The sequence below is a fragment of the Methylobacterium segetis genome, from assembly GCF_004348265.1.
Taxonomy (GTDB): Bacteria; Pseudomonadota; Alphaproteobacteria; order Rhizobiales; family Beijerinckiaceae; genus Methylobacterium; species Methylobacterium segetis.
In genome coordinates this window covers 1-17799 of the sequence record NZ_SMNT01000038.1, presented here as the reverse complement: position 1 = coordinate 17799, position 17799 = coordinate 1, and the positions used below count along the sequence as shown (strand labels likewise).

General features: G+C 73.7%; 15 protein-coding genes and 1 pseudogene. 5 read left to right on the top strand and 11 right to left on the bottom strand.

Annotation, left to right across the window (positions count from 1 at the left end; translation table 11 throughout):
* Nucleotides 1–35: 35 nt before the first annotated feature.
* The 5 genes from E1J50_RS11750 to E1J50_RS11730 form a co-directional block, all read right to left on the bottom strand.
* A complete protein-coding gene (locus tag E1J50_RS11750; RefSeq protein ID WP_132253751.1) occupies nucleotides 36–1658 on the bottom strand; it encodes an ABC-F family ATP-binding cassette domain-containing protein in 1623 nt (540 codons plus the stop codon).
* Between the two features lie 95 nt (nucleotides 1659–1753).
* Nucleotides 1754–3073: a Gfo/Idh/MocA family protein gene (locus E1J50_RS11745; protein WP_132253749.1), complete on the bottom strand. Its 1320-nt coding sequence runs from the start codon at nucleotides 3071–3073 to the stop codon at nucleotides 1754–1756.
* A 123-nt stretch (nucleotides 3074–3196) separates the two neighbouring features.
* Nucleotides 3197–3907 (bottom strand): phosphatase PAP2 family protein, encoded by a 711-nt coding sequence (locus tag E1J50_RS11740; protein WP_132253796.1) that lies wholly within the window; start codon nucleotides 3905–3907, stop codon nucleotides 3197–3199.
* 82 nt (nucleotides 3908–3989) lie between these two features.
* Complete coding sequence (locus tag E1J50_RS11735; protein ID WP_132253747.1) at nucleotides 3990–4520, bottom strand: 2'-5' RNA ligase family protein; 531 nt, start codon at nucleotides 4518–4520, stop codon at nucleotides 3990–3992.
* A 64-nt stretch (nucleotides 4521–4584) separates the two neighbouring features.
* Nucleotides 4585–5679: an SPL family radical SAM protein gene (locus E1J50_RS11730; protein ID WP_132253744.1), complete on the bottom strand. Its 1095-nt coding sequence runs from the start codon at nucleotides 5677–5679 to the stop codon at nucleotides 4585–4587.
* Between the two features lie 95 nt (nucleotides 5680–5774).
* Between E1J50_RS11730 and E1J50_RS11725 the strand changes: the two genes are divergently transcribed.
* Nucleotides 5775–6722 carry an alginate O-acetyltransferase AlgX-related protein gene (locus tag E1J50_RS11725; RefSeq protein ID WP_132253742.1) on the top strand — a complete coding sequence of 316 codons (948 nt, stop codon included), beginning with the start codon at nucleotides 5775–5777 and terminating at the stop codon, nucleotides 6720–6722.
* A 9-nt stretch (nucleotides 6723–6731) separates the two neighbouring features.
* Here the strand turns inward: E1J50_RS11725 and E1J50_RS11720 are convergent, their stop codons facing one another.
* From E1J50_RS11720 to E1J50_RS11695, 6 genes are all read right to left on the bottom strand, one after another.
* A complete protein-coding gene (locus E1J50_RS11720; RefSeq protein WP_132253740.1) occupies nucleotides 6732–6950 on the bottom strand; it encodes a hypothetical protein in 219 nt (72 codons plus the stop codon).
* Between the two features lie 260 nt (nucleotides 6951–7210).
* Nucleotides 7211–8896, bottom strand: a complete 1686-nt coding sequence (locus tag E1J50_RS11715; RefSeq protein WP_132253737.1) for a methyl-accepting chemotaxis protein — start codon at nucleotides 8894–8896, stop codon at nucleotides 7211–7213.
* Between the two features lie 293 nt (nucleotides 8897–9189).
* Nucleotides 9190–9402 carry a dodecin gene (locus E1J50_RS11710; RefSeq protein ID WP_132253735.1) on the bottom strand — a complete coding sequence of 71 codons (213 nt, stop codon included), beginning with the start codon at nucleotides 9400–9402 and terminating at the stop codon, nucleotides 9190–9192.
* 52 nt (nucleotides 9403–9454) lie between these two features.
* Nucleotides 9455–12676 (bottom strand): efflux RND transporter permease subunit, encoded by a 3222-nt coding sequence (locus E1J50_RS11705; protein ID WP_132253733.1) that lies wholly within the window; start codon nucleotides 12674–12676, stop codon nucleotides 9455–9457.
* Nucleotides 12677–12687: 11 nt separating this feature from the next.
* The gene (locus E1J50_RS11700) at nucleotides 12688–14073 is read right to left on the bottom strand and encodes an efflux RND transporter periplasmic adaptor subunit (RefSeq protein WP_132253731.1); all 1386 of its coding nucleotides are present in this window, start codon (nucleotides 14071–14073) and stop codon (nucleotides 12688–12690) included.
* Between the two features lie 133 nt (nucleotides 14074–14206).
* Nucleotides 14207–14587 (bottom strand): hypothetical protein, encoded by a 381-nt coding sequence (locus tag E1J50_RS11695; RefSeq protein WP_132253729.1) that lies wholly within the window; start codon nucleotides 14585–14587, stop codon nucleotides 14207–14209.
* A gap of 138 nt (nucleotides 14588–14725) precedes the next feature.
* Here E1J50_RS11695 and E1J50_RS11690 point away from each other — a divergent pair, with 138 nt between their 5' ends.
* The 4 genes and pseudogenes from E1J50_RS11690 to E1J50_RS11675 all read left to right on the top strand — a co-directional run.
* Nucleotides 14726–15046, top strand: a complete 321-nt coding sequence (locus E1J50_RS11690; RefSeq protein WP_245516539.1) for a hypothetical protein — start codon at nucleotides 14726–14728, stop codon at nucleotides 15044–15046.
* A gap of 82 nt (nucleotides 15047–15128) precedes the next feature.
* On the top strand, nucleotides 15129–16013 hold the full coding sequence (locus E1J50_RS11685) for an aldose 1-epimerase family protein (RefSeq protein ID WP_132253727.1): 885 nt from the start codon (nucleotides 15129–15131) through the stop codon (nucleotides 16011–16013).
* Between the two features lie 6 nt (nucleotides 16014–16019).
* On the top strand, nucleotides 16020–16733 hold the full coding sequence (locus tag E1J50_RS11680) for a uroporphyrinogen-III synthase (RefSeq protein ID WP_132253725.1): 714 nt from the start codon (nucleotides 16020–16022) through the stop codon (nucleotides 16731–16733).
* Nucleotides 16734–16927: 194 nt separating this feature from the next.
* Nucleotides 16928–17799, top strand: a pseudogene (locus tag E1J50_RS11675) (hypothetical protein); the annotation flags it as partial.

Sequence of the window (17799 nt, the reverse complement as noted above, 5' to 3'; positions counted from 1 at the left end):
CGGCGGCGTGCCCTGAGCCGCGGCGCGCCGGGGCCTCAGCTCCGCAGGCCCGGCGCCTCCTGGCCGGTGCGGGCCACGTACTCGGTGTAGCCGCCGCCGTACTGGTGGATGCCCTCGGGCGTCAGTTCGAGCACCCGGTTCGAGAGCGCGGACAGGAAGTGCCGGTCGTGGGAGACGAACAGCATGGTGCCCTCGTAGCCCGAGAGCGCCGTGATCAGCATCTCCTTCGTCGCCATGTCGAGGTGGTTGGTGGGCTCGTCGAGGACGAGGAAGTTCGGCGGGTCGAACAGCATCAAGGCCATCACCAGCCGGGCCTTCTCGCCGCCCGAGAGCACCCGGCAGCGCTTCTCCACGTCGTCGCCCGAGAAGCCGAAGCAGCCGGCCAGCGCCCGCAGCGAGCCCTGCCCCGCCTGGGGGAAGGCGTCCTCCAGGGACTGGAACACCGTGCGCTCGCCGTCGAGGAGGTCCATGGCGTGCTGCGCGAAGTAGCCGAGCTTCACGCTGCCGCCGAGCGCCACCGTGCCGTCGTCGGGCTGCGCCGTGCCGGTGACGAGCTTGAGCAGGGTGGACTTGCCGGCGCCGTTGATGCCCATCACGCACCAGCGCTCCCTGCGCCGCACCGCGAAGTCGAGGCCGGCATAGATGCTGCGGCTGCCGTAGCGCTTGTGCACGTTCTTCAGGCTGACCACGTCGTCGCCCGAGCGGGGCGCGGGCGGGAAGTCGAACAGCACCGTCTGCCGGCGCTTGGGCGGCTCGACGCGCTCGATCTTGTCGAGCTTCTTCACCCGGCTCTGGACCTGAGCGGCGTGGCTCGCCCGGGCCTTGAAGCGCTCGATGAACTTGATCTCCTTGGCGAGCATCGCCTGCTGGCGCTCGAACTGCGCCTGCTGCTGCGATTCGTTGAGCGCCCGCTGCTGCTCGTAGAAGGCGTAGTCGCCCGAATAGGTGGTGAGCGCGCCGCCGTCGATCTCGACGATCTTGGTGACGATCCGGTTCATGAACTCGCGGTCGTGCGAGGTCATCAGCAGGGCGCCGTCGTAACCCTTGAGGAAGGATTCGAGCCAGATCAGGCTCTCCAGGTCGAGGTGGTTGCTCGGCTCGTCGAGCAGCATCACGTCAGGCCGCATCAGGAGGATGCGGGCGAGCGCGACGCGCATCTTCCAGCCGCCCGAGAGGCGCCCGACATCGCCGTCCATCATCTCCTGGCTGAAGCTGAGGCCGGCGAGCACCTCGTAGGCGCGGCCTTCGAGGGCGTAGCCGTCGAGCTCCTCGAAGCGGGCCTGCACCTCGCCGTAGCGCTCGACGAGGGCCTCCATCTCGTCCATCCGGTCGGGATCGGCCAGCGCCGATTCGATCTCCTTCAGCTCCGCCGCGACGACGCTGACGGGCCCTGCGCCCGCCATCACCTCCGAGACGACGCTGCGTCCCGACATCTCGCCGACATCCTGGCTGAAATAGCCGATCGTGATGCCGCGCTCGGCCAGGACCTGGCCCTCGTCGGGCTCCTCCTGGCCCGTGATCATCCGGAACAGGGTCGTCTTGCCGGCGCCGTTCGGGCCGACGAGCCCGACCTTCTCGCCCTTCTGCAGGGCGGCGGACGCCTCGACGAAGACGAGTTGCCGGCCGTTCTGCTTGCCGATCTTCTCGAGGCGTATCATGCGTGCCGAAGGGGTCCGGGAGCTGTCGGGGGGTGGATCCCCGGCCCCTTACGGCATGGGCGGCGCGGGCGAAAGGGGCCGCCCGGCCGCGGGGCTCAGCCCGCCTCGTCGAGTTCCGGCCCGCGGGTCACGTCGAGGCCGCCGCCCGCGCCCGGGGGCGGCCCGACCGTGACGGGCGCACCCGTGCGGGCGGATTCGTAGATCGCCTCCATCAGCACGTGGTCCTGCAGCCCCTCCTCGCCGGGCGTGCGCGGGCGGCGGTTCTCCAGCACGCAGCGGGCGAAGTGGTCGATCTCCAGGGCGAACTGGTTCTTCTGCGCCAGCACGCGGTTGTCGCGCGATTCCTGCGGGCCGTCCTTGTGGGAGACGATCAGGCGCTGGCCCTCGTAGGCGAAGGCGTTCTCGAGCGCGATGTCGGCGGCCTGCGTGTGCACGCTCATGCGCCGCGCCTCGTGGACGCCGTAGCTCGTCAGGCATTGCGCGATCGTGCCCGAGGGGAAGCGGAGGGTGAAGCTCACCGTCTCCTCGACCTCGGCGAATTTCGGATCCTCGGGCGGCGAGAAGATCTGCGCCTGCACCGAGACCGGCTCCTCGCCGAGGACGGCGCGCGCCGGGTTGAGGCAGTAGATGCCGATGTCGGGCAGCGCGCCCCCGCCCGCCAGCGCCTTCTTGAGGCGCCATTGCTCGGGCAGGCCCGTGGTCTGGCCGTTGAACGCCTGGATCAGCCGCGGCCGGCCGTAGGCGCCGGAGCGGACGAGGCGCGCCACCTCGCGGTTGTAGGGCTCGTACTGGCAGCGATAGGCGATCATCAGCCGCACGTTCGCCCGCTCGCAGGCGGCGATCATGTCGCGAGCCTCGGCGGAGTTCGCCGCCATCGGCTTCTCGCAGAGCACGTGCTTGCCCGCCCCGGCCGCCGCGATCACCTGGTCGCGATGGACCGCGTTCGGCGTGACGATGTAGACCGCCTGCACCGCGGCGTTCTGCTTCAGCCTGTCCCAGTCGCCGTATCCGTAGACCGCGTCCGGCGCGACCCCGTATTGCTGCGCGACGAGTTTGGCCTTGTCGGGCGAGCCCGACATCAGCGCGACGATCCGGGCCTTCTTGCTCTCCGCGAAGGCCGGCAGCAGCTCTTCCAGGCTGAGGCGCCCGAGGCCGACGAGGCAGAAGCCGACGCGCTTCTCCAGCGGCATCGGCGCGGGCGGGGGCGGCGGCGTCCGGTCGCCGGGGCCGCGCCAATTCGGGAAGACGATCCGGCTGCCCTGGACGGCCCCCGTATCGGCCGGCACGGCCGGCCCGCCCGGCGGGTTCTGCGCCGCCGAGGCCGGGCCCGCCATGGCGAGCGCCGCGCCGGTCAGCGTCGCGCCGCCCGCCCGCAGGAGGTTGCGCCGGGACAGATGGAGATCGTCTTCCGCCATGGGCTCTCGCGTGCTCGAAGGGGGTCGTGAGGCCGGGTGCGATCGGGGGCCGGGAGCGGCCCGGCCGGATCGGCGGCCACTCAACGGTGCGAACGCGGGCTTCGGAGGGAGTGTTCCGAGGCTTCAGGCCGGCGGGGGCGGGTCCGGCGCCTCGACCTCGCCCCGGCGCTGGAGCTGCAGCGCGACGAACCAGCACAGGGCCGCCCAGGCCGCGCCGACGCACCAGCCGGCCAGGACGTCGCTTGGCCAGTGCACGCCGAGATAGACCCGGCTGATCCCGACGCAGAGGGTGATGAAGATGCCGAGCGCGAGAACCAGCGCCTTGACGCGCCGGTGCGGATCGACCCGGGCGAGCAGCGTGGCGAGCGTGAGGTAGGCGATCGCCGACATCATGGCGTGCCCGCTCGGGAAGCTCGCGGTGAACACCTCCATGCCGTGCGGCACGAGGTCCGGCCGCGGCCGGTGGTAGAACAGCTTCAGCACCGTCGAGACGATCTCGCCCCCGCCCACCGCCGCCACCACGAAGGCGGCGAGGCGCTGCTTGCCCGCGAGCGCGAGGTAGGCGGCGACGGCCGCCGTGACGAAGACGATGGTGAAGACGCTGCCGAGCCCGGTGATGTCGCGCATCGTCTCCTCGAGCCAGCGCGGGCCGACCGGGTCGGCGAGGTCGGCCGGGTTGCGCAGCGCCAGCAGGATCCGGCGGTCGAGGGCCGCGGTCGATCCCTCGCCCACCGCGTCGGCGAGCGCGAAGAAGCCGAAGCCGAGGAGGCTGAGGGTGAGCAGGGCGGCGAGCGGCCCGACCTCGTTGAGGCGAAGCCGCAGCCACACCCCCATCGCCCGGCCGAAGAGCGGATTCCCGCGGGCGGAGTGGAGCGCCTTCACCGGCTTGCCTTCCGAGAGGGGGTTGCGGGCAGGCTCACGAGAAGGCTCCGAACGCGAACCGGGCGCGCTCCTCCCAGGGACCGCCGAGATAGCGCCACAGGATGAGCCCCGGAGCGGTGAAACGGAATGGGCGGAAATCCTGTTCCAGCCCGGCCTGGAGCGCGCGGGCGACCTCCGGCTCCACCTTGTTCTGAACGGTGACGTGCGGGCGGAAGCCCTGCCGGTCCTGCGCGGTGAGGTGCCCCTCGAAGGCGCGGGCGAGGCGCGCCCGGAGGCCCGACAGCGCCTCCGATTCGAGGTTGAAGGCGACGCCGCGGCCGAGGAAGCGCAGACCCGTCACCGCGACCTCGGGCGGCGCCACCGTGCGCACGAGGGCCGCGACCGTCTCGGTCACGCCGCGCTCCTCCGGACCCGGCAGGTGGTGGAACAGGGTGACGTGGGCCGGGATGTGGTTCAGCCGCTCCGGGAAGTGGCGCCGCCGCAGGCCATCGAACCGCGCGAAGGTCTCCGCGTCGAGTTCGAGCGTCAGGATCAGCGGGTCGGAGGGGTCGCCGGGGCGGTGCATCGGCCCGAAATGGCGCGGGCGGGCGGCAGGTCCAGGGCAGGCTGCGCGATCCGGCGCGCATCCCTCACGTCCAGTACAGGACCCGTGCCGCCGGCAGGTCCCGCGCCAGGAGGGCCGTCAGCGTGCCGCGCATCTCCGCCATCAGGTCGCGCGGGAAGACGTATTTCACGCCCCCGAACTTGGTGAGCTTGCGGCTGCGCGCGGCCTCCTCCATCGGCAGGTCCGAGCCCGGATACCAGCCCTCCAGCACCGCCTTCGAGCCCGGCGTGAAGCGGTGCGTGATGAGCTCGGCCGTCAGGTCGAGGTCGGGCACGCCCGCGAGCGCGCGGGCGGCGTCCGCGATCAGCGCGGCGTAGCCCTCGCGCCAGCCCTCGAAGGCGAGGATCGGTGCGATGGTGAGCCCGACCGGGTATCCCACCCGCGCCGCCGCGCCCATCGCGGCGAGGCGCTCGGGCAGAGGGGCGGTGCCGCCCTCGTAGCGGGCGGCCTTCGCGGCGTTGACCGAGAAGCGCAGGCGCGTGCGCCTGTTGTGGGGCAGCCCGAGCAGGGGCTCGACCGCGGCGAACTTCGTGGTGACGCGCAGCTGCACCGGCGCGTCCCAGGCGCCGAAATGCCGGATCGCGGCGCCGAGCGAGCCCGTCAGGTGCTCGATCCCGAGGGGGTCGGTGTAGCAGGAGGCCTCGAAGGTGGTCCCCTCCCCCGCGCGCGCCTCCGAGGCCGAGGTGACCGCGCCGTGCCCGGCGTAGGAGGCGAGGTTTCCCAGGATCGCGTCGAGATTGGCGTAGACCCGCGTCACCGGCGGCCCGGAGAGCGAGCCCGCGAGATAGCAGTACTGGCAATGCGCCGGGCAGCCCTCGGCGAGGTCGAAGCGCCAGTCGGCCGAGGGCGGGATCGGCTGGAGCCTCAGCTTGGTCGGCGGCGCCACGACGAGGGCGAGCGTCGCCTTGGCCTCCGCGTAGGCCCGGCGCGGGTCCGCCCCCCGCAGGCCCGTGAGCCGGTTCGCGGGGAGCCGCTCGACGGGAAGCCCCTGCCCTTCGAGGCGGGCCAGCATCGCGCGCCCGTGGGCGTGGTCCAGGGCCGCCGGGGTGACGAGGACGCGGCGCGGGCGCCAGAGGCGGGCGGGGCGCGCCGCCGGGCGAGGCGCCGGCGCGTCGGGCATCCGAAGGTCGAGGCTCTCCATGCCCGGCAACGCGGAGGAGGCAGCCCGGGTCCCGGGCGGTATCGCCGCTGGCGCCCCTCGGCTACAGACGCGCCATGCTCCGCAAATCTCGGGATACCGTCCATGTCGGGCGGGACGGCTGGCTCTTCCTCACCGGCGGCAGCAACCGCGCCCTCGACCAGTACGGCGGGGGGCTGCTGCGCTGGTGGCACCTGCGCCGCTGGGCCCGCCTGATCGAGGCGCGCACCGCGCGGGCGGCCGGGCTCGGCATCCGCTGCGTCCACGCGATCGTGCCCGCCAAGCTCTCGGTCTACGACAACATGACCCGCGACCTCGCCTACGATCCGGGCCGGGCGTCGACGCGCCTCCTCGCCCGGCGGCTGATGGGGCTTCCCGGCTATGTCGACCTGCTGACGCCCTTCCGCGCCGCTCGCGACGGCCCGGTGCCCCTCTACCAGCGGACCGACACCCACTGGACGGTCGACGGCTGCCTGCTCGCCTACCGCGAAGTGATGCGGGCGCTCGGCGCCGTTCCGCCCGCCGATATCGGCGAGCGCCCCCGCTTCGACCTCGACCTCGTGCGCGACCTCGGCGGCAAGCTGCCGGGCGCGCCCCGCGAGACCGCAACGCACTGGGACCTGCAGCGCCACGCGGTGCGACGCTACGCGAACGCCCTCGTCGAGGCCCACGAGGCGGCCGGGCGTGCGGAGGCGCCGCACACGGGCGCGCACGTGATCTACCGGAACGCCGGTCCCGGCATCGACCCGCGCCGGCTGGTCCTGTTCGGCGATTCCTTCGCGCATTTCGCCCCGATCCTGCTCACGGGGCTGCTGGCCGAGAGCTTCGCGGAGGTGCACTTCGTCTGGTCCGCCCATCTCGACTGGGAATACATCGAGCGCGTGCGGCCGGACGCCCTCGTCGTCGAGCTGGCCGAGCGCTTCCTCGCCCGGCTGCCGAAGGACGATTTCGACGTGGCCGCGGGCCGGCGGCGCGGCGTCCCGGCCCGCTGGGCCGGCCCCGCCGCGCGGGCGCGGGCGGCCTGAAGGCGGGGCTCAGTCGAGCGCGGAATCCGGGTTGAAGGCGATTGGGGCCTGCTCGCGCAGCAGGCCCTCCGGCAGGCTGGCGATGCCCAGCGCGAAGGCGAGCAGCACCACGAGGCAGGCCAGCGCCACCGTCACCTGCTCCGCGCGACCGCGCTGGGCGTGGATGACGGCGCAGCCCGCGGTGAAGAGCGCGGCTTCGGTGATCGGCATGGCCAGCGAGATCGACATCGTGACGGCGCACCCTGCAAGGAACGATCCAGCCCCCGGCGCGGACGACGTTCCGCCCCGGGCTTCCAGCAACGCACGAGACAAAAAAAGGGAGCGTCGTTTCCGACGCGCCCGAGATGGAGGTTGCCCGCCGGAAGCTACGGGCGGGCGAGGCTGAGGCTAAGCCGCGCGCCGGCCGGCACAAGGCGCCGGGCCGGAAAGTCCTGCGCGCGGCCTGAATACACTTCAGGTTGTGGCTTCCGCGCCGCACCGCGCCCGGATCAGGCGGCCCTGACGGTGGCGAGGACGCGCGAGACCTCGGCGTTGAGGTGCTCCGACTGCCGCGACAGGTCGGAGGCCGCGCCGAGCACCTGGGTCGCCGCCGCGCCCGTCTCCTCGGCGGCCTGGGCGACGCCCGCGATGTTCGCCGTGACCTCCCCCGTGCCCGTGGCGGCCTGGGTGATGTTGCGCACGATCTCCTGCGTCGCCGCGCCCTGCTCCTCGACCGCCGCCGCGATGGTGGTGGCGACCGCGCTGATCTCCTGGATCCGGCCCGCGATGCCGCCGATGGCCGAGACCGCCTGGCCGGTCGAGCCCTGGATGCGGGCGATCTGGCCCGAGATCTCCTCGGTCGCCCGCGCGGTCTGGTTGGCGAGCTCCTTCACCTCGGCCGCCACGACCGCGAAGCCCCGGCCCGCCTCGCCGGCGCGCGCCGCCTCGATCGTCGCGTTGAGCGCGAGCAGGTTGGTCTGGCCCGCGATCGTCGAGATCATCGCCACGACGTCGCCGATGCGGGTGGCGGCCGCGCTGAGTTCCTGCACCAGGGCGCTCGTCTGGCCCGCCTCGCTGGCGGCGAGCTGGGCGAGATGGGCCGAGCCCGAGACCTGCCGGCCGATCTCGGAGACCGAGGAGCCGAGTTCCTCCGCCGCCGCCGCGACGGTGTTGACGTTGGAGGCGGCCTCCTCGGCGGCGACCGCCACGGTGCCCGACTGGCCCGCGGTCTCCGAGGCGGTCGCCGTCATGGTCTGGGCGGTGGCCTGCAACTCGGTCGCGGCGGCGGTCACGGTGCCGACGATGCCGCTCACCGCGCGCTCGAAGCCGTCCGCCATCTCCCGCATCGCCGCCTTGCGCTGCGCCTCGGCGCCGGCGCGGGCGAGCGCCGTCTCCTCCTCGAGCTGCCGTGTGCGGATCAGGTTGTCCTTGAAGACCTGCACGGCCGCGGCCATGTCGCCGATCTCGTCGCGCCGCCCCTTGGCCGGAACCTCGGCGGCGGCGTCGCCCCCCGCCAGACGGCTCATCGCCGCCGTCATCCGCTCGATCGGCCGGGCGATGCCGAGCAGGCTGAACAGGGCCGCGGCGAGGCCGACGACGAGGGACAGGGCCGTCGCCACGTAGGCCGCGACCGTCGCCGAGCCGATCGCCTGAACGGCGGCGGCGCTGTTCTCGGCCGCGCCCTTCTTGTTGAGATCAACGCTGCGGGCGAGCGCCTGCATCGCGTCCTTGTTGAGGCGGGCCATCTCGGAACTCGTCACCAGGGCGAGCGCCTCCGCCTTGCGGCCGGCATCCATCAGGCCGCGCGCCTGGGTCTCCTGATCGATGTAGCGCTTCCAGCTCGCCTGGAACGCGTCGTAGAACGCGCGCTCCTCGGGCGAGGAGATCAGCGGCTCGTAGGTGCGCCGCAGGGCGTCGAGGCTGCGGTGGCTGTCGTCGAGGGCCTTGCCGTTCTCGGCGAGCGCCTGCGGCGTCTCGGAGGCCACGACGTAGCGGTAGATCTTCACGCGGATCTCGCGGGTCCCCGTGCTGATCTCCTGGATCGCGGTGACCGAGGGCAGCCAGTTGACCGCGACCTCGTGCACGTCCTGCCGGATCGAGGAGAGCTTGGCGACGTTGACGGCGCCCTGCCCGGCCGCGGCCAAGCCGAGCAGGCCGATGGAGCCGATCAGGACGACTTTCAAGGACAGACGCATAGGGGAGGACCGCGCATTCTCAAGAGACGTATTTTGAATGCGACGAGGACTGATAAGCGAGAGTTAATCTTGGAACGATTTTGCAATTGAAGGTTGCGCGAGCAACGATGCCGGGCGCCGGACCATTCCGCGACACCGCGCAAGATCAAGGCGCGCGGATCTTCATGGGCGATCCGCGCGACCGCGACCCGCCTCGTTCAGGCCCGGCACATCCCGAGGCAGGGAGCCTGGCCGCGCCAGCGGGCTAACCGCCCCATTCCGCTCCCTGGAGACGTCCGTAGCGGCCGCCGCGCTCAGGCGTCCTCCATGGTGAAGCCGACCTTCAGCGTCACCTGATAGTGCTGGACCTTGCCGTCGGCGACTTGGCCGCGCGTCTCGAGCACCTCGAACCAGCGGAGGTTCCGCACCGTCCGGCTCGCGCGCTCGATGGCGCCCTGGATCGCGTCCTCGATCGATACCGTCGAGGAGCCGACGAGTTCGACCACCTTGTAGACGTGCTCCGACATCCGAGCCTCCTCCTGCGGGGAGCGGGCAATGTGTGCCCGAAGCCGGGCCGGCTCAAGCCCGCCCCTCCTCCGCCCCGGCGACCCAGGCGGGCGCCTCGGCCCGGTCGGCCGCCCCGAACAGCCGGTACAGGGCCGGCAGCACGAGGAGGGTGAGCAGCGTGGCGCTGATCAGGCCGCCGACGACGACGGTGGCGAGCGGGCGCTGCACCTCGGCCCCCGTGCCCGTCGCGAGCGCCATCGGCAGGAAGCCGAGGGAGGCCACGAGGGCGGTCATCACCACGGGCCGCAGCCGCGCGAGCGCGCCCTCGCGGATCGCGGCCGCGAGCGGGAGGCCCGCCTCCCGCTCCTGGCGCACGCGGGTGAGCATCACGAGGCCGTTCAGCACCGCGATTCCCGAGAGCGCGATGAAGCCCACCGCCGCCGGCACCGAGAGCGGCATGCCCCGGAGCCAGAGCGCCGCGAGGCCGCCCGTCAGCGCGAGCGGCACGGCGCTGAACACGAGGATCGCGTCGCGGAACGATCCCAGCGCCCCGTAGAGGAAGACGAGGATCAGGACGAAGCAGGCGGGCACGACGAGCGCGAGCCGCTGGCGCACGCCCGCGAGGTTCTCGAACTGGCCGCCCCAGGCGATCCAGGACCCGGCCGGCAGCGCCACGCCCGCGACGCGCGCCTGCGCCTCGGCCACGACGGAGGCGATGTCGCGCCCGCGCACGTTCGCCGTGACGACGACCCGCCGCTTGCCGTTCTCGCGGGAGATCTGGTTCGGCCCCTCCGTCACCGCGAAATCCGCGACCTGGCGCAGGGGCACCGTGGCCGCGCGCTCCCCCCGCGGCAGCGGCACGGGCAGCGCCTTCAGCACGTCGAGGTCGGCGCGCGGATCCTCGGCGAGGCGCACCACGATGGGGAAGCGCCGGTCCCCCTCGAACAGCGTGCCGGCCTCGTGGCCGCCGATCGCCGCCCCGATCACGTCCTGCACCGCCCGGTGGCTGAGGCCGAGCCGCGCGATCTCCCCCTTGTCGATCCGGATGTCGAGCACCGGCAGCCCGACCGCCTGCTCGACCTTCACGTCCTCGGCGCCGCGCGTGGCGCGCAGCGCGGCCGCGACGCGGTTCGCCACCGGCAGCATCGCCTCGAAGCGCTCGCCGAACACCTTCACGGCGAGGTCGCCGCGGGTGCCGGCCAGAAGCTCGTTGAAGCGCATCTGGATCGGCTGCGTGAACTCGTAGGCGTTGCCGGGCAGGGCCTCGACCGCCGTCTCGATCCGGGCGACGAGCTCCGCCTTCGGCAGGCTCGGGTCAGGCCACTCGGCGCGGGGCTTCAGCATCACGAAGGTGTCCGAGACGTTGGGCGGCATCGGGTCGGAGGCGATCTCGGCGGTGCCCGTCTTCGAGAAGACGAAGGCGACCTCGGGCTGGCCGGAGACCGCCCTCTCGACGCCGATCTGCATGGCCTGGGACTGGCCGAGGGCGGTGGAGGGGATGCGCATCGCGTGGAGCGCGATGTTGCCCTCGTCGAGCTGGGGCATGAATTCCTGGCCCAGCCGACCGGCCAGGACGAGGCTGCCGGCGACGAGGAGCCCGGCCGCCGCGACCACCGGGACGGGACGGCGCAGGGCCGCCCCGAGGAGCGGCCGGTAGAGGGCCGCAAGCACCCGCACGGGCCGGTTCTCGCCCTCCGCGACCGGCCCCCGGATCAGGATCGCGATCAGCGCCGGCACGAAGGTGAGGGAGAGGGCGAAGGCCGAGACGAGGGCGAGGATCACCGTCAGGGCCATCGGCGCGAACATCTTCCCCTCGACCCCCGTGAAGGTGAGGAGCGGCACGTAGACGAGGATGATGATCGCCTGCCCGTAGACGGTCGGGCGGATCATCTCCTCTGCGGAGAGCCGCACGGCCTCGACGCGCTCCGCCTCGCGCAAGGGGCGCCCGAGCGCGCGCTGCGCCTCGGCGAGGCGGCGTAGCGCGTTCTCGGTGATGATCACGGCACCGTCGACGATGAGGCCGAAATCGAGGGCGCCGAGGCTCATCAGGTTGGCGCTGACCCGGGTCTCGACCATGCCGATGACGGTCATCAGCATGGCGATCGGGATCACGAGCGCCGCGATCAGGGCCGCCCGGACGTTGCCGAGCAGCAGGAACAGCACCGCCACCACGAGGAGCGCGCCCTCGGCGAGGTTCGTCGCCACGGTGCGGATGGTGGCGTCGACGAGCACGGAGCGGTCGAGCACCGTGCGCAGTGCGACTCCGGGCGGCAGGGTGCGGGCGATCTCCTCGAGCCGCGCGTCGACGGCGGCCGCCACGGTGCGGCTGTTCTCGCCGATGCGCATGAGCGCGGTGCCGATCACGGCCTCCGCCCCGTCGGCGCTCGCCGAGCCGGTGCGGATCTCCCGCCCGATCCCGACCCGCGCCACGTCCGAGACGCGCACGGGCACGCCGTTGCGGGTCGCCACGACGATGCGGCCGATCTCCTCCGGGCTCTCGACGCGCCCGTTCGCGCGCACCACGAGGCCCTCGCCGTTGCGCTCGATCGTCGCCGCGCCCCGGTTCTGGTTGTTGCCCGAGATCGCCGCCGCGAGGTCGGCGAAGGAGAGGCCGAGGCCCACCAGCTTGGCCGGGTCCGGCTCGACCCGGTATTCCTTGCGGTAGCCGCCGATGGAATCGATCCCGGCGACGCCCGGCACGGTGCGGAGCTGGGGCGCCACGATCCAGTCCTGGACCGTGCGGAGATAGGCGGCCTGCTGGAAGCCCGGCGCCAGCACCTCGCCCTCCGGCGTCAGGTAGCTGCCATCCGCCCGGAAGCCGGGCCGGCCGGGCTCGGCCGTCCGGTGCGGGAGGGCGAAGGCGAGGCTCCACATCGTCACCTCGCCGAGGCCCGTCGCGATCGGCCCGAGGCGCAGCTCGGTGCCCGGCGGCATCCGCTCCTTGGCCTCGGCGAGGCGCTCGCTCACCTGCTGGCGGGCGAAGTAGACGTCCGTCGCCTCGCTGAAGATCGCGGTGACCTGGGCAAAGCCGTTGCGCGAGAGCGAGCGGGTGACCTCCAATCCCCGGATACCGGCGAGCGCCGTCTCCAGCGGGTAGGTGATCTGCGCCTCGATGTCGGCGGGCGAGAGCTGGGGCGCCAGCGCGTTCACCTGCACCTGGTTGTTGGTGATGTCGGGCACGGCGTCGATGGGAAGCCTCGCGGCCGCGGCGAGACCGAGGGCGGCGAGCCCCAGGGAAGCGAGCAGCACGAGCCAGCGATGGGCGATGGCGCCCGCGACGATGCGGTCGATCATGGCGCGCCTCCTCAGTGGCCGTGCTCGGCCTCGGCCTTGCCGAGCTCGGCCTTCAGCACGAAGCTGTTCTCGGCGGCGACCTCCTCGCCCTCCGCCACGCCCGACACCAGGGCGACAGCCTGCCCGTCCCCGCGCCCGAGCGTGACGGGGCGCTTCGCGAAGCCCCCGGCGCGGGCGACGAACACCACCGTCTCGCCCTCGACGGTCTGCAACGCCGCCTTCGGCACGAGGATCGGGGCCGGCTCGCCCGGGAGCGCGATGCGCACGCTGGCGAAGGCGCCCGGGCGCCAGGCCAGATCCGGGTTCTCCACCGAGGCGACGACCTTGGCGGCGCGGGTCTCGCGATCGAGGATCGGGCTCACGAAGACGATGCGGCCCGGGGTAGCGGGCTCGTCCCCGCGCATCAGCGAAACCGCCTGCCCGGGCCGGATGCCGCCGAGATCGGCCACCGGCACCGCGAGCTCGACCCAGACGCGGGAGAGATCGGCGATCGTGTAGATCTCCTTCTCCTGGCCCTCGTCGTTGACCGGCGCGCCGAGATCGACCCGGCGCTCGATGACCTGACCGCCGATCGGCGCGCGCAATTCGTAGCGCTGCAGGCCGAGGCGGGGCGCACGCCGCAGGCCCACCGTGTGCTCGTCCTCGCCCGGCCCGGGCTTCGCCGCGACCGGGTTGTCGGCGAGCGCGGCGACCTCGGACTCGGGCACGCCGAGGGCCGAGAGCTTCTGGCGGGCGAGATCGACCTTGAGCCGGGCCTCGACGAGGCCGGTGCGGGCGCGCAGGAATTGCTGCTCGGCCGAGATCTTCTTGTCCCAGAGGGCGTGGTCGCGCTCGAACAGGGTTTCCTGCAGGTCCTGCCCGACGAGGGCGGCGATGTAGTCGTTCTTCGCCTCCGCCACCTCGCGGCTGTCGAGCACGGCCACGACCTCGCCCGCCTCGACGGACTCGCCGAGGCGCTTGCGCAATTCGGCCACCGTGCCGATCACCTTGGCGGCGACCCGCGCCACGCGCTCCCCGTCGGGCACGACGATGCCTGGCACGGCGAGGCTGCGCGCGAGGGTGCCGGGACGGGCCGCCACCACGCGGATGCCGGCGGCCTCGATCTGCGACGCGCTCAGGGTCACGACACCCTCCTCCCGCCCAGCCGCGTGATCGTGGCCGGCAGGGTCGTGATCGGCATGGTCGTGATCGGCATGGTCGCGACCGGGATGATCGTGACCGGCGTGATCCCGGTCCCCGTGATCGTGCCCGGCCTGCCGCTCGGCGACCGTGGCGGCAGCCAGGCGCGCGAGGAGGGGCTCCGCCGCGCTTCGGAGCGCGGGCGAGAAGGCGGGCGCGGCAAGGCCCGCCGCGACGCCCGCGGCGAGGGCGGCCGGAACCGCGAGAATGCGAAACATGGCTGTGACAATCCCGTGACGCCGCGTGGCGCGGCAGGGCCCGGCGGATCACCGCGGGGCGCGGACAGGCATCGGCGACGCCGCTGGGCTTTTCCCGCGCGCGTCGTTGGCGGCGACCGGGCCGCCTCGGGATTCAGGCGCGGGGCGGCCGGCGGGGCGGGGATGCGGGCCGGGCGGGGCCGGTCTCGGCGCGGGCGGGGAAGCGGATCTCGGCCGCGGCGGCGCACGAGGCGGGCTCGGCCGGCGATGCCGTCACGGCCTGATGGCAGGCGCAATGGGCGCAATGATGGGCGAGCGCCCCGTCGGGATGCGCGTCGGAGCCCGGCTCCGCCAGGTCGAGGCTGAGATGCTCGGCGAGCGCGTGATGGGCGCCGGCCTCGGCGCGGCCCTCGGAGGCCGGCACGGCCAGCGCGAGGATCGCCAGCAGGGCGAGGAGGCAGCGCGCCAGCCGCCAGCGGGCGCCGACCGCGACGCGGGCGCCTGCCGAGGGGGTGCGCGTGGGTGCCGGCCTCACGGGCTCTGCCGATTCCTGCTGATCCGTGCCCTTCCTAGCGCAGGACCCGGCCTCGCGGGAAGCGCACGCGAAGACGCGGCAACCAAGCGCCGCGCTCCGCGTCTCATCCGGACAGCCAGGAGCCGGATGATGGACCCGATGGAACCGATGAAGCCGCTCGAACCCATGAAGCCCTTGGAGCCGATGAAACCCTTGGAGCCGATGAATCCCGCCTCCGGCGGCGGGGCGTGGTGGCCGCAGGATCTCGGCGCGCCCGCCTCCAGCGGCAGCCAGGACGGGATGCGCTACGCCGTCTTCCCCGAGGCAAGGCGCCTCCTCGTCGAGCGGGACGGGCGCATCGCCACCTACGACAGCGGTGAGCACCGGATCGGCGGCGTCTCGCAGCAGGAGGCGGGCCGCCTCCGCCTCGAGGCCGAGGGCGGCCCGGTCGATCTCGACAGCTTGCGGCAGCTCGACTGAGCGGGGCGCCGCGCTTGTGCCCGCGTCCCGCCCCTGCGAGACCTGTCCTGCCCGCGGGACGGGCCGGAACGGGGTGTGAGACATGAGCGACGTCGTCGAACTCCGCGCCTCGGACGGCAGCACGGCGCGCATCGCCCTGACGGGCGCGGAGCCCGTCTCCTGGCGGGCCGGCGGCCGCGAATACCTGTGGAGCGGCGATCCCGAGCACTGGAACCGGCACGCACCCTGGCTCTTCCCCGTGGTCGGCGCCTCCGCGGGCGGGCTCATCCGGGCGGGGGGAAACACCTATCCGATGGCGCAGCACGGCTTCGCCCGCGACCTGACCTTCGCCGTCGTCGAACGCCGCGACGATTCCGTGACGCTGCGCCTGACGGATGGGGACGAGACCCGGGCGCATTACCCCTTCGCCTTCCGCCTCGACATCACGGCCCGGATCCGGCCGGCGGGGCTCGACTTCACGGTCACGGTCGGGAATCCCGGCGGGACGGCGCTGCCCTACGCGGTCGGCTTCCACCCGGCCTTCCCCTGGCCCTTCGCCGGCGGCACCCGCGCGGCGGGCGGCGGCTACGCGGTGGAATTCGAGGCGGCGGAGACGCCGCGCGTGCCGGAGGTGGGCGCGGGCGGCCTGCTCGTGCGCGAGGAGCGCGAGGTGCCCCTCGACGGGCGCCTCCTGCCCCTCGACCCGGCGCTCTTCACCGAGGCCCTGGTGTTTCGCAACGCGCGGAGCCGCTGGCTCCGCTTCGCCGGGCCGGAGGGCGCGGCGATCCGCATGGCGGTGGAGGATTTCCCGCATCTCGCGGTCTGGACGAAGCCGACCGCCCCCTTCCTCTCCCTCGAATGCTGGACAGGGCACGCCGATTGGGCGGGCTTCGCGGGCACCCTTGCGGAGCGCGATTCCCAGCGCAGCCTGCCGCCGGGCGCGAGCGCGCGCCACGCCGTGCGCCTCGATCTCGAAGGTTTGAGCTGAGCGCCGATGCGGATCTGGGTGTCGCGCCCCGAGCCCGGGGCCTCGCGCACGGGCCGCCGCCTCGCGGAACTCGGGCACGAGCCCCTGGTGGCGCCCGTCCTCGCGGTTCGGCCGACCGGCGCGCCGCTGCCGCCCGGCCGGCCGGACGCGATCCTGCTCACGAGTGCGAACGGAGCCGAGGCGCTGGGTCGCACGCCCGGCATGGAGGGCCTGCGCGCCATCCCCGTCCTGGCGGTCGGCGCGCGCACGGCGGAGGCGGCGCGCGCGGCCGGGCTCGGGCCGGTCGAGGAGGCGGAAGGGGACGGCGCGGCGCTGGCCGGCCGGGTCCGCGCACGGTTCGCCCCGGGCTGCCGCCTCCTCCTCGCGGCCGGGGAGGACCGCAAGGCCGAGCCCGCCGCCTCGCTCGCAGCCGCGGGCTACGAGGTCGCACTCCTCGTCGCCTACGCCGCGGAAGCCGTGGCGGGGCTGCCCGAGGCGGCGGCGCAGGCCCTCGCCGCCGGGCGGCTCGACGCGGCCCTCCACTACTCGCGGCGCAGCGCGGAGGTGGCGTACGAACGGGCGGCAGCCGCCGGTCACGGCGGAGCTTTCGGCAGGCTCAGGCATTACTGCCTGTCGGACGACGTGGCCGCGCCCCTGGAAGCGCGGGGGATCGCGGCCCATTTCGTCGCCATGCGACCCCGGGAGGAGGACCTCCTCGCCGGGCTCGCGGACAGGTTCTGACGTCCGTCCCGGCAACGGGTCTCGCCCCGGCGAGGCTCGCGGTGCTAGGAGGGACCGATATCGCGGCCCCGGGAAGAGGGCCGCAGCGGCGCGGCGCACCGTCATGCCCGTCCCGGTCCGAGCGGCGGCGCGCCTGCGTCCGCTGCCTCGTTGCCCGGGGCGGCGCGGACCGTCGAGAAGGGAGAAGAAGGGCCGTGAAACCACCCTCGAGCGACGCCAACCGTCCCGGCACCGGGTCTTCGGGACCGAACCCGGGATCCGCGCAAGGTGCCAAGGATGGCCCCAAGGACGGTCTCAGGGATGCCGCCAGGGGCGGCGCCCCCGAGCCGGGCAAGCCCGGCAGCGGCCCCGCCGTGAAGGCGGACGCGCCGAAGCCCGGCGCGTCGAAATTCGAGCCCGCCAAGGCCTCGGGCACGGGCCCCCTCCCCGCAGGCCGGCCTGGCGATGCCCCGAAGCCCGCCGCCGGGACGCCCGACCCGACCCGCTCCGGCCCCGTCATTCCGGGCGCGAAGCCGGCAACGCCCGGCACCGAGCCGGCGAAGCCCGCCGCGGCCGGCCCGGGCACGGCCGCCTCCCCGGCCGCGTCGAAGCCGGAACCCGGCAAGGCCGAGCCGGCGAAGGCGGAAGCGGGCAAGCTCGAGCCCGGCAGGATTGAGCCCGGCAAGACCGAGCCCGGCAGATCCGAGCCCGGCAGATCCGAGCCCGCCAAGGCCGGCGCGACGGCGGCCGGCGCGGCGATGGCCGGGGCGCCGATCCCCGGCCCCGCGAAGCCGGACGCCGTCAAACCCGAGCCCGGCAAGCTCGAAGCCGGCAAGCTCGAACCCGGCAAAACCGAACCCAACAAGACCGAGCCCAACAAGGCCGAGCCGCCGCGCTCGGGCTTCGCGGGCAGCACCCCGCCGGGCGGAAAGCCCGGCGAGAAGGTCACGGACGGGCCGATCCTCGACCTGAAGGCGAAGCGCGTGCCCGATCCGGAGCCCGCCAAGCCCGCCCCGGGCGCCGCCGCGGCGGGAGCCGGCGCGGCCGCCGCCGCGAAGCCCGCCCCCGACAGGCCCGCGTCCGGCCC

Excerpts from the sequence above, each read along its gene's own strand:
- E1J50_RS11750 (WP_132253751.1), bottom strand. The coding sequence starts at position 1,658 with ATGATACGCCTCGAGAAGATCGGCAAGCAGAACGGCCGGCAACTCGTC.
- E1J50_RS11745 (WP_132253749.1), bottom strand. The coding sequence starts at position 3,073 with ATGGCGGAAGACGATCTCCATCTGTCCCGGCGCAACCTCCTGCGGGCG.
- E1J50_RS11740 (WP_132253796.1), bottom strand. The coding sequence starts at position 3,907 with ATGGGGGTGTGGCTGCGGCTTCGCCTCAACGAGGTCGGGCCGCTCGCC.
- E1J50_RS11735 (WP_132253747.1), bottom strand. The coding sequence starts at position 4,520 with ATGCACCGCCCCGGCGACCCCTCCGACCCGCTGATCCTGACGCTCGAA.
- E1J50_RS11730 (WP_132253744.1), bottom strand. The coding sequence starts at position 5,679 with ATGCCCGACGCGCCGGCGCCTCGCCCGGCGGCGCGCCCCGCCCGCCTC.
- E1J50_RS11725 (WP_132253742.1), top strand. The coding sequence starts at position 5,775 with ATGCTCCGCAAATCTCGGGATACCGTCCATGTCGGGCGGGACGGCTGG.
- E1J50_RS11720 (WP_132253740.1), bottom strand. The coding sequence starts at position 6,950 with ATGTCGATCTCGCTGGCCATGCCGATCACCGAAGCCGCGCTCTTCACC.
- E1J50_RS11715 (WP_132253737.1), bottom strand. The coding sequence starts at position 8,896 with ATGCGTCTGTCCTTGAAAGTCGTCCTGATCGGCTCCATCGGCCTGCTC.
- E1J50_RS11710 (WP_132253735.1), bottom strand. The coding sequence starts at position 9,402 with ATGTCGGAGCACGTCTACAAGGTGGTCGAACTCGTCGGCTCCTCGACG.
- E1J50_RS11705 (WP_132253733.1), bottom strand. The coding sequence starts at position 12,676 with ATGATCGACCGCATCGTCGCGGGCGCCATCGCCCATCGCTGGCTCGTG.
- E1J50_RS11700 (WP_132253731.1), bottom strand. The coding sequence starts at position 14,073 with ATGTTTCGCATTCTCGCGGTTCCGGCCGCCCTCGCCGCGGGCGTCGCG.
- E1J50_RS11690 (WP_245516539.1), top strand. The coding sequence starts at position 14,726 with ATGGAACCGATGAAGCCGCTCGAACCCATGAAGCCCTTGGAGCCGATG.
- E1J50_RS11685 (WP_132253727.1), top strand. The coding sequence starts at position 15,129 with ATGAGCGACGTCGTCGAACTCCGCGCCTCGGACGGCAGCACGGCGCGC.
- E1J50_RS11680 (WP_132253725.1), top strand. The coding sequence starts at position 16,020 with ATGCGGATCTGGGTGTCGCGCCCCGAGCCCGGGGCCTCGCGCACGGGC.